This window comes from Bradyrhizobium sp. sBnM-33, assembly GCF_032917945.1.
In the GTDB taxonomy this organism is placed as follows: Bacteria; Pseudomonadota; Alphaproteobacteria; order Rhizobiales; family Xanthobacteraceae; genus Bradyrhizobium.
The window spans coordinates 22,647-35,622 of the sequence record NZ_CP136624.1; the positions used below are offsets into that span (position 1 = coordinate 22,647).

A 12,976-nucleotide genomic window follows, 5' to 3' on the forward strand; every position below is an offset into this window, starting at 1 on the left:
ACTCCTCGGATTTTCTTGAGAGATTGGTCCGAGTATAGGCCCATATCAGCGGCAATGCATCGCCTGCTGAGGCAGCCATGCTTCAACGAATGTTGAGGGCAGCCCCCTCACGCCGCCCCGCTCATATACGTCTCACGGCGGCCGATCATGCGCTGCGCGGCCGACTTGGCGTCGGCTTTCGAGGAGGTCGCGCAGGTGCGGTACTCAAGGTCGGGCAGATTGGCGGTGTCGCGGCGGCCGAACCAGGATTTGGAGCCGACCACAAGCTGCGCCAGGGCCTGGGCGACGTTGTCGACCGCCTCGAAGGAGTGCAGCGCGCCGGTGCCGGCATAGCGGACTTCATAGAGCCCGGGCGTGATCGGCGCCTCGATGTTCTCGCCCCGCCCGGGACGGGGATACCGCTTCCATTCACTCCAGGTCGAGATCATCGCGCCTCGCAATTCGTATTACAACGATTTTCATCAAATCAATGCTGCAACCAGCATCGTTTGTGCTGGAATCTGAACGCTTTACTGCAGAAAATCGGCGCCGGGAATCGCCGCAGAATCACGTTATCGTGGCTGCCCAATCCGGTCACCCGCCGAGCCCTCATCCATCGCGGATTGTGGCGAGGTGTTGCAGTTTGGTGCCGAACCTGCGCACCCGCGGCCCACGCCCTTTGCCCATCACGAGATCGCGACATCAGAGGCCGCGCTCGCCGAGCGCTTGCGGGATCACGCGGCCGGGAGGAAGATCGTTCCACTTCCATAAAAATCAAAGCGGGAGGAGACCCATGCAAAGCAAGGCTGAGATCGACCAGATTCTGCGGCAGAAATGCGAGGCGAAGGAGATTCCCGGCGTGGTCGCGATGGCGGCTACCGGCAGTGAGGTGATCTATCAGGGCGCGTTCGGCAAGCGCGATCTTTCGAAGGACGATGACATGACCGCCGACAGCGTGTTCTGGATCGCCTCGATGACCAAGGCGATTACGACCGCGGCCGGGATGCAGCTCGTGGAGCAGGGAAAACTCTCGCTCGACGAGCCGATCGGAAACGTGCTGCCCGATCTCGCTTCGCCACAGGTGCTGGAAGGTTTCGACGCCAATGGCGAGCTGCGTCCCGCGACGAAGGCGATCACGCTGCGCCATCTGATGACCCACACTGCGGGCTTCGCCTACAACATGTGGAACGGCGACTGCGCGCAATATCTGGAGAAGACCGGAACCCCGGCGATCACCACCTGCCAGAACGCCGCGCTGAAGACGCCGATCATGTCCGAGCCCGGCACGCGCTGGGAGTACGGCACCAACATCGACTTCGTCGGCAAGGCGGTGGAGGCCGTGACCGGCACCCGGCTCGACGCTTATTTGCGCGATAACATGTTCACGCCGCTCGGCATGAACGACACCGCTTTCAAGATCACCGATTCCATGCGCCAGCGGCTGGTCGGCATGCATGCCCGCGGCGAGGACGGATCGCTGGCGCCGATCCCGTTCGAGCTCGAACAGGAGCCGGAATTCCACATGGGCGGCGGCGGCCTTTACGGCACCGCGGCCGACTACATCAAGTTCACCCAGATGATCCTCAACAAGGGCCGCGGCAACGGCAACCAGGTTCTGAAGCCCGAGACCATCGCGCTGATGAGCCAGAACCAGATCGGCGACCTCACGATGGGCAAGATGGTGACGGTGGCGCCGATCTACACCAACGACGTCGATCTCTATCCCGACATCGTCAAGAAGTGGGGGCTCTCGTTCCTCATCACCACCGCACAGACGGCCGAGGGGCGCAGCGCCGGCAGCCTGGCCTGGGCCGGCCTCGCCAACACCTATTTCTGGATCGACCCAGCGCGCGACGTCGCCGGCGTCATCCTGATGCAGCTGTTGCCGTTCGCCGATGCCAAGTGCCTGGAGGCCTTTGCGGGATTTGAGCGCGGGGTTTATGCCGGGCTGGATGCCGGCAGCGGCCAACGCGCGGCGTGAAAAACAAGGAGGGCGGCTACGCTTCGTCGCGTGGTACGCCCTCACCTCATCCACACGTGTCATGCCCCGCGCAGGCGGGGCATCCAGTACGCCGCGGCTTCTCGGCTCAATCATTGCTTCCTCCGCGACGTCATTGCGAGGAGCGCAAGCGACGAAGCAATCCATCTCTCCGCATATGCGGCGCAATGGATTGCTTCGCTTCGCTCGCAATGACGGGGAGGGATTGGCACACATCCAATTACTGACATACTTTCACGATCTCGCGGCGCATTCCGCCCGAGCTTTGCCTTATCTTTCGCGCCCCAGAAGACAGAGGGCGCAGGGAAGACCGGGTGCGCGCTGCACCCGCGGTCTCGTGTGCAATTGCGCAAAAAGAACGCGCACACGAGCATACAGGTCCAGCGGAGAGCATCCGGCCTTCCCTGCGCAATGGTTTTACGGCGTACTTCGCGCTCTCCCTGGTGTGCGAATTCCTTTAGCCACCATCATCCGCGGATTGATGGATGGCGCTGGCCCGGTCGGGCCGGCACATCCTCCGCGGACTTGACACCAGCCACGGGTGCCAGGACCACACGACTTGGCCGTACGCGACACGCTCTTGCCAGAGGTCTCGACGGGCTTGGTACCCATCCGCCGAAGTCCGGCAAGAGGCGCTTTAGCATCGGTCGTCTGCGTGCCGTCCCTTCGCTCACGGGCTCGAGAAGAGCCCGCCCTGCGACGACGTTTGCGCGCCCGACGCTGCCGCGTCCACCGCACCCCGCCCCGCGTTTAGTGACGATCGCGAAACGCCCCTCTGTGTGGGACGGGATAGCGGAGTTGTAGAAGTGATTTGGGTCAATCGTGAAGCGAATTATTTTTGCGGGAGAGCGGTTTTTGATTTGCGTTGTCGGGCAAATCAATGCTGGGGCAACATAGGAAACTTCAGTTCGTCAGCGATCTCACAATTGAGCATCAGTACAGTCGCCCCTTCCAGAGCACCGAAATTGTTTCGAACGACGACGCGTAACGCGCCTTTATTTGTGAAATGGCTGCTTCCGTTTCCTTCTGACGAATGCCGTATTCGCTTATGTTGAGATAGACCACAAGCCAACAGGGCGCTCCGTATCGCTTCCCACTCTTGGCGGCGACAGCTTCGTCAAGAAACTTTGGAATAGAATCGCCGCGCGCGATCCAATCTTCTCCTGGGTCTATCGTGAGGGCTTTGACCTCTCGATTTTCCTTACCGAGCTTCCGGCCCCCATGCGTGCTGGTTATCTCGATGTTGTGGACTTTGCCTGCAGCCCGCACGAAACCGTCCGGCCATTGCTCAAAAGGCTCCGCCAGACGGACATCGTCCACGCACTGGCATCGCGCGAAACGAGCGAGCACAAAGGCATCGTGTAGGAATTTGAGTTGCGGGCGATTGAACCAATCATTCGACGTACACCGCGCGCAAAAGCCATCTACAGCGGTTCCAAACGTGTCGGGGCTTCGCCATCGTGCGAGAGCTACACGCGCAGCCTCAATTTCCTAGGAGTTAACGGAGTTCCCGAAGCCTCGTCTAGTTTATCGAACTCTGGTTTGATCGGGTTGATTTCGATCTCCTCATCATTCCGATCGTCGTCGATCAGTTCGATATTGCTTCAGCAGCGTGTTCACCAGCGAACTGAACGAGACTACCTGCGCCGCGGCCCGCTCGGAGATATAGTCAAGCACCTCGGGGTCCAAATGGATCGGCGGCACTAGGCGTGCAGCCTCCCGAAAGAACTTGCCGCGTTCGGCGATCGAGAAGTCATATTCGTCTTTCATCAGATCATTCGTCGAAGAAGATGCGCGGGTCCGGTTCAGCTGGCGGTTCGTCGGGGATACCGTTCGGCAAGAAATCGCGTCCACCAAGTTCATCGACACGCGCAAACCACGCTTCCGCATCGAACGGCGGCTTCTTCAGCGCCTCGGGGATCGCTTTCTGGACCTTGCTGACTGGCCTTGTGCTCCGGATGGAAAGAGGATTCGTTCAACTTCTAGGCGAAATTGCTCCTGATCGGAAGCCCCGTAGATCCGCTCGACGGAGCACTAGGAAAGACCTGGATGCCCGGGTCAAGCCCGGGCATGACGGCTGGATACAATTGAGAGGTCGCGCCCTCTACCTAAGGCTACACCCCCAATCCATTCTGCCCCGCCAGCTCCTTCAGCGACACCTGCGGCCGCGCGCCGATGTGCTGGATCACCTCGGCCGCCGCCAGCGCGCCCAGCCGGCCGCACGTCTCGTGGCTCGCGTTGCGCACAAGCCCGAACAGGAAGCCGGCGGCGAACAGGTCGCCGGCGCCGGTGGTGTCGACGAGCTTTTCGATCGGGAACGCAGGCGCCGCGACAACACCATCGGACGACACCACCACGCAGCCCTTCTCGCTGCGGGTGACGACGGCGAGTTTGGCGTCGGTGCGGAGCTGCTTCAGCGCGCCCTCGAAATCCGAGGTCTGGTACAGCGAATGCAGCTCGGCCTCGTTGGCGAACACGAGATCGACCGTGCGCTTGCGCATCAGGTCGAGAAACTCGTCGCGGTAGCGATCGACGCAGAATGAGTCCGACAGCGTCAGCGCCACCTGTCGGCCGGCCGCGTGCGCTATATGAGCGGCCTTGACGAAGGCTTCCTTGGCGTTTTTGGGATCCCAGAGATAGCCTTCGAGATAGACGATGCGGGAGGCAGCGATCTGCGCTTCATCGATGTCGGACGGATTAAGGTCCTGCGCGGCGCCGAGATAGGTGTTCATGGTGCGCTCGCCATCCGGCGTCACCAGGATGTAGGAGCAGCCGGTGGCGGGGCCCGCCTCGGCCGCCCTGGTTTCGAAGGCGACGCCGGCGGCACGGATGTCGTGCGTGTAGAGGCCGCCGATCTGGTCGCTCTTGACCTTGCCGACATAGGCGGCACGGGCGCCGAAATTGGCGATACCGACAATGGTGTTGGCGGCCGATCCGCCCGACACCTCCGTCGCCGGGCCCATGTCCCGGTAGATCGACGCCGCGCGGGCCTCGTCGATCAGCGCCATGCCGCCTTTGGTCATGCCGTGATCGGCCAGGAATTTCTCATCGGTTTGCGCGAAGACGTCGAAGATCGCATTGCCGATAGCGAGAACGTCGTATTTTGCGTCAGTCATTCATCCGTCCTGGTACGGCGTTGCGAGAGGTTGCGGCCTACCAGATCGGCCCTCTTACAGCAAGGGAAGCGGCACGGGTCAACCTCGCCCCGCTTGCGGGGAGAGGTCGGAATTCAAGCGCAGCTTGAATTCCGAGTGAGGGGGTACAGGTCCATCGATAGAGCTCAATCGCGGATAGAGCCCCTCACCCCAACCCTCTCCCCGTGAAGGACGGGGGAGAGGGAGAAGAGGCGCCGGTGCGCGGGGCTGGTGGTGTTTCTTTGGGTCTCGCTGCTATACACAGCCCATCCATGATCCGCTCTTTTCTCACGGTATCTTCGGGAACGCTGGCGTCGCGGCTATTAGGCTTCGCGCGCGATTCTGTGCTGGCGGCGCTGCTCGGCGCGGGCGCGGTGGCGGATGCGTTTCTGGCGGCGTTTCAACTGGTCAATGTTGTCAGGCGGCTGCTGACCGAGGGCGGGCTCAACGCCGCGCTGGTGCCTTCATGGCTGCGCGTCCGAGAGACCGGCGGCGTGGCGGCTGCGGCGGCGTTTGCGGGGCGCGTGCTCGGCACGATCACGTTTGCCTTGATTGCAGCCACCGCGCTGATCGCGCTCGCTATGCCGCTTGTCATCACCGTGCTGGCGCCGGGATTTGCCGGCGGCGAGACGCTGCAGTTCGCGGTCGACAATGCGAGGCTGATGTTGCCGTATCTCGCTTTGGCCGGGCCGGCGACCGTGATGATGGCACTGCTGAACGCACAGGGGCGATTTGCGCTGACGGCGTTCTCACCGCTGTTGTTCAACATCGCGCTGATCGCGGTGATGGCCACGCTGCTGATGATGCAACCATCCGCGGTGCAATCAGCGCAGATCATCGCCGCAACTGTCGGCATCGCCGGGCTGTTGCAGCTCTCCGTGCTGGTGCTGCGCCGTGGTGAGAACATCGCGACACCCTTGCGCGTCTCGTTCGACAAGGAGATCCGCGGCTTTCTCGGCAAGGCTGCGCCCGGCATGATGGCGTCGAGCGCGCCGCAATTGCTTGTCGTGGCCGGCGCGATCGTCGCGTCCTCATCGCCGTCGGCGGTGTCGTGGCTCTATTTCGCCAATCGCCTGGTCGAACTGCCGCTCGGCATTGTCGGCGTCGCCATGGGCACGGTATTGATCCCGGAACTGACGCGCGCGGTGCGGGCGGAGGATCGCGCCGCCGTTGCTCACGCGGAATCGCGCGCGCTCGAACTCGCGGTTGGCCTCGCACTGCCCGCAACACTCGGCCTGATCGTGTTAGCTGCGCCGATCGTGCGGCTGTTGTTCGAGCATGGCGCCTTCACCGCGGATGACACCAAAGCCACCGCCCGCGCGCTGATGTGGCTGACGCTGGCGTTGCCGGCGCATGTGCTGGTGAAGGCGCTGTCGCCGGCGTTCTTTGCACGCGAGGATACGATGACGCCGCTGGTCGCCGCGCTGACGGGCGTGGTGCTGGCGATCGCTTCTGCCTTCCTGCTCAGCCATTGGTACGGCGCCGACGGCATCGCGGTGGCCATTGCCGTTGGCGCCTGGGGCATGGCGTTCAGCCTGATCCGCCGCGGCGCGAAAACTTTCGGGTTTTCGATCGACACGGAAGCAAAACGACGACTGCCGCGCATCGCGCTATCCGCGCTCGCCATGGGCGCGTTGCTGTGGCTTGCGGCGCGCTCGCTGCCTTCCCTCATCTCGGGCGCACACGGCCTCGTGCAGGCCGTTATGCTGCTGGTCGTGATCGCGGCGGGAATCGCAACATACGGCCTGTTTCTGCGGGCTTTCGGCGTCATCGGCTGGCGCGACGCGGTTAACGCCGTCAGGCAAACCGGGGGCTAGACCGTGACGACTTTTGGCTAAATCCGTCATCCTGAGGTGCGCGCTCTTGCGCGCCTCGAAGGATGTACGGCCCGTGGCCCATCCTTCGAGGCTCGCTGCGCTCGCGCCTCAGGATGACGGCGGAGAGCGTATCTGGCGGCTTGCGCCAACAGCCCCTGCGTGGCAAACGACGGCGCGAAACAGGCATCCGAAACAGGATCCTTGGGGAAGCTGACAATGGCTTTTGTTGAACGGGTTTTTTCCGGCGTCCAGCCGACGGGTAATCTGCATCTCGGCAATTACCTCGGCGCGATCGTCAACTTCGTGAAGATGCAGGAAACCCATAACTGCATCTATTGCGTCGTCGACATGCACGCGATCACGATGGGCATGGACGTCTGGGGCGGCCCGGCGGAGCTGGCGCGCAACACCCGCGAAGTCACCGCGGCCTTCATCGCTGCCGGCATAGATCCGAACAAGCACATCGTGTTCAACCAGAGCCAGGTCGCCGGCCACGCCGAGCTGACCTGGATCTTCAATTGCGTGGCGCGCATCGGCTGGCTCAGCCGCATGACGCAATTCAAGGAGAAGGCCGGCAAGGATCGCGAGAACGCGTCCGTCGGGCTCTACGATTATCCGGTGCTGATGGCGGCGGACATTCTGCTGTACCGCGCCACCCATGTGCCGGTCGGCGAGGACCAGAAGCAGCATCTGGAGCTCTCGCGGGACATCGCGCAGAAATTCAACAACGATTTCGGCGATTCTATACGCGGCCACGGTTTCAACGACGGCCAGTTCTTTCCGCTGCCGGAGCCGTTCATCACCGGCCCGGCGACGCGGGTGATGTCGCTTCGCGACGGCACCAAGAAGATGTCGAAGTCGGACGCCTCTGATAATTCGCGGATCAACCTGACCGACGATGCGGATCTGATCGCGCAAAAGATCCGGAAAGCCAAGACCGATCCGGAACCGTTGCCGTCGGAGGAAAAGGGGCTGGAGAACCGGCCCGAGGCCGACAACCTGGTCGGCATCTATGCGGCGCTGGCCGACCGCAGCAAAGCCGACGTGCTCCGCGAATTCGGCGGCGGGCAGTTCTCCAGCTTCAAAAATGCGCTGGTGGAACTTTGCGTGGCGAAACTCGCGCCGATCGCCTCCGAGATGAAGCGGCTGGTGGCCGATCCCGGCCATGTCGACAAAATCCTGGTCGACGGCGCCGACCGCGCGCGCGTCCTCGCCGACGAAACCATGCGGGCGACACGGGACATCGTCGGTTTCATCCGCAAGAGCTAGCTCTCGCCACTGCGTTGCAACAGCCTCGCCGCTTGTCGAAGGCGGCTGCGCCGTGGCAGCATGCGGCGGTTTGGCGCAGCACCGGGACATGCATGACCACCCAGCGACGAAGCTACGAGACGGGTCACAAGCCAAAATGCCTCGTCATTGTTGACGACACCGCCGAATGGGACCGCGCGGTGTATTACGCCAGCCGCTGGGCGGTGCGCGTCGGCGGCGGCGTGGTGATGCTGCGAATCATCGCGATCGAAGACCAGAACCAGCAATGGCTTGGAGTCGCCGACCTGATGCGCGCCGAGGCCGAGGACGCCGCCAATGAGGCGCTCGACCGCGCCTCCGGCCGCGCCAACGGCATCGCGGCGATCACGCCCGAGCGGGTGATTCGCGAGGGCGATCCGACCACCCAGATCCTCGACGTGATCGACCAGGACGTCGATATTTCGATGCTGGTGCTGGCCGCCAATCCCGGTCCCGAAGGGCCGGGGCCGCTGATCAGCATGATGGCCCAGGCTGCCGGCTCGTTCCCGATTCCCGTCGTCATCGTCCCCGGCGATCTCAGCGATGCCGAGATCGACGGGCTGTCTTAGGGATTGATCTGGTTAGAGAATTTCTGATTTCCCCCTTGACCGTGCGCCGGCGGTCGCCATCTGCTATGGGACACCCCACGCGCCGGCCTTGAACCGGCGACGCCGGAGAAAACCAATGTTCATTCAGACTGAAGCCACGCCCAATCCCGCCACCCTGAAATTCATACCTGGCCGCACCGTGCTCGACACCGGCACGATGGAATTCGCCAATCGCGAAGCCGCCGCCCGATCGCCGCTCGCCGAGCGACTGTTCGCCGTGCCCGGCGTCTCCGGCGTGTTCTACGGCTACGATTTCGTCACAGTGACCAAGGCGGACGGCGACTGGCAGCATCTGAAGCCCGCGATCCTCGGCGCCATCATGGAGCATTACATGTCCGGCGCGCCGCTCCTGGCGGACGGCACCGTCGGCAATGACGAAGCGGCGGACGAGCAAGGCGAGTTCTTCAACGAGGCTGACGCGGACACGGTCGCCACCATCAAGGACCTGATCGAGACGCGGGTACGACCCGCGGTCGCCAATGACGGCGGCGACATCACCTTCCGCGGCTTCAAGGACGGCGTCGTCTATCTCAACATGAAGGGCTCCTGCGCCGGCTGCCCGTCCTCGACGGCGACGCTGCAGCACGGCATCCAGAATCTGTTGAGGCATTTCGTGCCCGACGTGGTCGAAGTCCGGCCGGTGTGATCGGCTGATCGGCCGCATCCTATGTAATGAAATTAAGGATTTCGTCATGGCCGGGCTTGTCCCGGCCATCCACGTCTTGTCTTGTGATAAGCAAAAGACGTGGATGCCCGCGACAAGCCCGGGCATGACGAGAATATAGTCCATGCTGATCCTCGCCATCGATACCGCGCTCGATGCCTGCGCCGCGGCCGTGCTCGACACCAGCGCGGGCGGTGTGATTGCCCGGGAATCGCAGGCGATGAAGCGCGGTCATGCCGAGGCCCTGATGCCGCTGATTGCGCGCGTCATGAAGGCGTCCGGCGTTGCCTTTGCCGCGCTCGACCGCGTTGCTGCGACGACCGGCCCCGGCAGCTTTACCGGATTGCGCGTCGGCCTATCCGCCGCCCGCGGTATTGCGCTCGCCGCCGACAAGCCTGTGGTGGGCGTGACGACACTGACCGTGTTTGCCGCCCCCATCGTCAGCGAGAGCAGCGAACATCCCGTCATCGCCGCGATTGATGCGCGGCATGATCACGTCTATTTCCAGGTGCTGGGCGGCGACGGCAGTTCGTTGATCAAGCCGAAGGTGGCGCCGATCGCGGAAGCGCTCGACGCGGCGCGTTTCGGCGCGCCGCATCTGGTCGGCAATGCGGCGAAAATGATGGCCGAGCGCTGGCCGGCCGATGCGCCGCCGCCGTTCAAAATCGATCAGCAGGCCGCACCCGACATCGCCTGGGTGGCGTGGCTGGGCGCCGCGGTCAGTCCCGAGAGCTCACCGGCACGGCCCTATTATCTGCGCGCCCCCGACGCCAAGCCGCCGAAGAGTCCGTTATCCGACACACCGCAGCCGCCGGCATCATGATGACATGGCTCTCCGAATGGTGGGGCGGCGGCACTTCGGTGATCGAACCGGCCACTCCGCGCGATGCGTCACGTTTGGCGCAACTGCACGGCGCATCGTTTCATCGCGGCTGGGGCGAAGGCGAATTCGAGGTGATGCTGAGCGAGCGCAACACGCTCGTTCACCGTCTCAGGCTCGGGCGCAAGATCATCGGCTTTGCGGTGTCGCGCATGGCGGCCGATGAAGCGGAGCTATTGTCGATCGCCATCGACGCGACGCAGCGCGGCCGCGGCCTGTCGCGCAACCTGTTGCTGACGCATCTCGGCCATCTCGCCGGCCGCGGCGTGCGCAAGGTGTTCCTCGAGGTTGAAGAAAATAATCAGCCGGCGCGGCGGCTATACGAATGGGCCGGCTTCGAGGTCGTTGGCCGCCGGGAACGCTACTATCAGCAGCCCGGCGGGGAGCAATTGAATGCGCTTCTGATGCGACGTGACTTGTCGTAATATGCGCAGGGTGGCACAACAGCCCCGACGTTTTCTTCAAGGCCCCAAGGTCATGCCCGTACTGAAATCCCCGTCTGCGCAAAAAAATACCGGCATCGAGGCTCGCTGCGCCGCCACCGGCATGCGCATGACCGAGCAGCGCCGGGTGATTGCGCGCGTGCTGGCGGAATCGGCCGATCATCCGGATGTCGAGGAGCTTTACCGGCGCTGTGTCGCAGTCGACGACAAGATCTCGATCTCGACGGTATATCGCACCGTCAAGCTGTTCGAGGATGCCGGCATCATCGAGCGGCACGATTTCCGCGAGGGCCGCGCGCGCTACGAGCAGATGCCCGACAGTCACCACGACCATCTGATCAATCTGCGCGACGGCAAGGTGATCGAGTTCACCTCCGAGGAGATCGAGAAATTGCAGGCCGAGATCGCCCGCAAGCTCGGCTACAAACTGGTCGATCACCGGCTGGAGCTTTATTGCGTGCCGCTCGATGACGACAAATCCTGATCGCGTGCCAACTTGAACCCGAACTTCGATCTGGTCATCTTCGACTGCGACGGCGTGCTGGTCGACAGCGAGGTCATTTCATGCCGCGCGCATGCGGAAACACTGACGCGCCACGGCTATCCGATCACGGCAGAACAGGTGCTCGAACGGTTTCTCGGCGTGTCGGACCGCGAGGCGCGCCAAACCATCGAACGCGAGATCGACCGAAGACTGCCCGATGATTTCGAACAACAGGTGAAGGCAGCGACGCTGAGATTCTACGCGGGCGATTTGCAGGCGATCGCGCATGTTGGCGAGGCGATTGGCGCGATCGGCCTGCCCAAATGCGTGGCTTCGAGCGGAACGCCGGAAAAGATCCGCCACGGCCTCACCTGCGCCGGCCTTTATGACCAGCTCGCTCCGCATATTTTCTCCGCTACGCAGGTCAGCCGCGGCAAGCCTGCGCCCGACCTATTTCTGTTTGCTGCCAAGCAGATGAATACGTCACCGGAACGCTGCATCGTGATCGAGGATAGCGTTCCCGGCGTCACCGGCGGCCGCGCCGCCGGGATGACGGTGCTTGGCTTTCAAGGCGGCAGCCATTGCCGCCCCCGCTATGGGGACAGGCTGCACGATGCCGGAGCCGTCGCTGTTTTCGACGATATGCGGCAATTGCCCGCGCTCATCAGGAAGATTGGGGTTGAGGCGGCACCGAACCAGACTGCGTACTGAGGATCGGTCGACGTCCGCTTTGTTTCATAAAACCAGAATCTTCACCGACGCTTTCGGTATGTCCGCTGAAGAGATTAGCAGCACCCGTTGGATGGAGAGCATTGCAATCAGATCGTCGCCAGATTGGAAGGAACCACTGAATATCGGTGGACGTTTTCCTGTATCCTTGATCTCGAGCGAGAAACAACCTCAAGCAGGAGGTTCAGATGTCTACACGCATAGTGACCGCAGCAGCATTCGCCCTTATCCTCGCCTCGCCAGCGTTTGCTGATTGTAACCAGGAACTGAAGGCGCTCGAACCGAATGTCGTTGCCGCGGGGACGGGCGCGACCACGAGCGAATCGGGAATGCCCGCGACCAAGCACCAAGAGGAGATTCTGGCCAGTAAGCAAGAAAGCGCTGAGCCTCAGACCACCGGATCAACGGCAGCGGCCGTGGAGCCCACTTCACCGCATCAGGAACAAGTCGTTAGCAAACGCAGCACCCAGAGCGCGGAACATGCCAACCAATTGATGGCCGATGCCCGCAAGATGTCTGCGGCTGGCGACGAACAAGGGTGCATGAAGAAAGCGGCAGAACTCAAGGACGCCCTGGGAATCAAGTGAGCGTCAGTTTGCGGGTGCGCAAAACTGGCAATGGCCATGGCAGGCAACTGCACGACACCGGTGCCGCCGTAATCTTTGGCGATTTGCGAAGACTGCCCGATCTGATCGCGCGCGTTGGTCGAGAGGTCGGCTAGAAGCAACGCTCTCGATCAGCGTTCCCCGGATGCTGCGCACCAGGCCGCGCTTGCGGCGTGGTGCAGCTGATCCGGGGTCCACATGTTGCGACGATGGGTCCCGGCTCTGCGGTGCGTCGCTTCGCGCCGCACAGCGCTGCCTGCAATATCCGGCTATCGGGTAATTTCAGAATGCGCCGCTCCCCTCGCGCGAGCTGCTTCTGAGTCTATCATCCGCGGCATCGGCGCCCA

Annotated in this window: 14 protein-coding genes; 10 read left to right on the plus strand and 4 right to left on the minus strand. The window is 62.8% G+C overall.

All coding sequences use genetic code 11. The features are described from left to right. Nucleotides 1-107 precede the first annotated feature (107 nt). Nucleotides 108-428 carry a hypothetical protein gene (locus tag RX328_RS00095; protein ID WP_213252792.1) on the minus strand — a complete coding sequence of 107 codons (321 nt, stop codon included), beginning with the start codon at nt 426-428 and terminating at the stop codon, nt 108-110. A gap of 344 nt (nt 429-772) precedes the next feature. Between RX328_RS00095 and RX328_RS00100 the strand changes: the two genes are divergently transcribed. After that, nucleotides 773-1,960: a serine hydrolase domain-containing protein gene (locus RX328_RS00100; RefSeq protein WP_213252791.1), complete on the plus strand. Its 1,188-nt coding sequence runs from the start codon at nt 773-775 to the stop codon at nt 1,958-1,960. A gap of 951 nt (nt 1,961-2,911) precedes the next feature. Here RX328_RS00100 and RX328_RS00105 read toward each other — a convergent pair. The 3 genes from RX328_RS00105 to RX328_RS00115 all read right to left on the minus strand — a co-directional run bounded on the left by RX328_RS00105 (nt 2,912) and on the right by RX328_RS00115 (nt 5,094). Further along, nucleotides 2,912-3,298, minus strand: coding sequence for a hypothetical protein (locus RX328_RS00105; protein ID WP_213252790.1), 387 nt, complete (start codon nt 3,296-3,298; stop codon nt 2,912-2,914). A 249-nt stretch (nt 3,299-3,547) separates the two neighbouring features. Beyond that, the gene (locus RX328_RS00110) at nt 3,548-3,868 is read right to left on the minus strand and encodes a hypothetical protein (protein ID WP_213252789.1); all 321 of its coding nucleotides are present in this window, start codon (nt 3,866-3,868) and stop codon (nt 3,548-3,550) included. A 224-nt stretch (nt 3,869-4,092) separates the two neighbouring features. Beyond that, nucleotides 4,093-5,094, minus strand: coding sequence for an adenosine kinase (locus tag RX328_RS00115; protein ID WP_213252788.1), 1,002 nt, complete (start codon nt 5,092-5,094; stop codon nt 4,093-4,095). Between the two features lie 290 nt (nt 5,095-5,384). On the opposite strand from RX328_RS00115, the gene murJ reads away from it, so the two are divergent. The 9 genes from murJ to RX328_RS00160 all read left to right on the plus strand — a co-directional run bounded on the left by murJ (nt 5,385) and on the right by RX328_RS00160 (nt 12,611). Beyond that, nucleotides 5,385-6,929 (plus strand): murein biosynthesis integral membrane protein MurJ, encoded by a 1,545-nt coding sequence (gene murJ, locus RX328_RS00120; RefSeq protein ID WP_213252787.1) that lies wholly within the window; start codon nt 5,385-5,387, stop codon nt 6,927-6,929. A gap of 216 nt (nt 6,930-7,145) precedes the next feature. Further along, the gene (gene trpS / locus RX328_RS00125) at nt 7,146-8,198 is read left to right on the plus strand and encodes a tryptophan--tRNA ligase (protein WP_213252786.1); all 1,053 of its coding nucleotides are present in this window, start codon (nt 7,146-7,148) and stop codon (nt 8,196-8,198) included. Nucleotides 8,199-8,290: 92 nt separating this feature from the next. Continuing rightward, complete coding sequence (locus tag RX328_RS00130; protein WP_213252785.1) at nt 8,291-8,785, plus strand: universal stress protein; 495 nt, start codon at nt 8,291-8,293, stop codon at nt 8,783-8,785. Between the two features lie 115 nt (nt 8,786-8,900). Then, nucleotides 8,901-9,470, plus strand: coding sequence for a NifU family protein (locus RX328_RS00135; protein ID WP_213252784.1), 570 nt, complete (start codon nt 8,901-8,903; stop codon nt 9,468-9,470). A gap of 142 nt (nt 9,471-9,612) precedes the next feature. Beyond that, nucleotides 9,613-10,311: a tRNA (adenosine(37)-N6)-threonylcarbamoyltransferase complex dimerization subunit type 1 TsaB gene (gene tsaB, locus RX328_RS00140; protein WP_213252783.1), complete on the plus strand. Its 699-nt coding sequence runs from the start codon at nt 9,613-9,615 to the stop codon at nt 10,309-10,311. After that, on the plus strand, nt 10,308-10,793 hold the full coding sequence (gene rimI, locus RX328_RS00145; RefSeq protein ID WP_213252782.1) for a ribosomal protein S18-alanine N-acetyltransferase: 486 nt from the start codon (nt 10,308-10,310) through the stop codon (nt 10,791-10,793). Before tsaB ends, rimI begins: the two co-directional genes overlap by 4 nt. Nucleotides 10,794-10,845: 52 nt before the next feature. Next, complete coding sequence (locus RX328_RS00150; protein WP_028347833.1) at nt 10,846-11,295, plus strand: Fur family transcriptional regulator; 450 nt, start codon at nt 10,846-10,848, stop codon at nt 11,293-11,295. A 12-nt stretch (nt 11,296-11,307) separates the two neighbouring features. Then, complete coding sequence (locus RX328_RS00155) at nt 11,308-12,006, plus strand: HAD family hydrolase (protein WP_213252781.1); 699 nt, start codon at nt 11,308-11,310, stop codon at nt 12,004-12,006. A gap of 206 nt (nt 12,007-12,212) precedes the next feature. Next, nucleotides 12,213-12,611: a hypothetical protein gene (locus RX328_RS00160; protein WP_213252780.1), complete on the plus strand. Its 399-nt coding sequence runs from the start codon at nt 12,213-12,215 to the stop codon at nt 12,609-12,611. Nucleotides 12,612-12,976 lie beyond the last annotated feature (365 nt).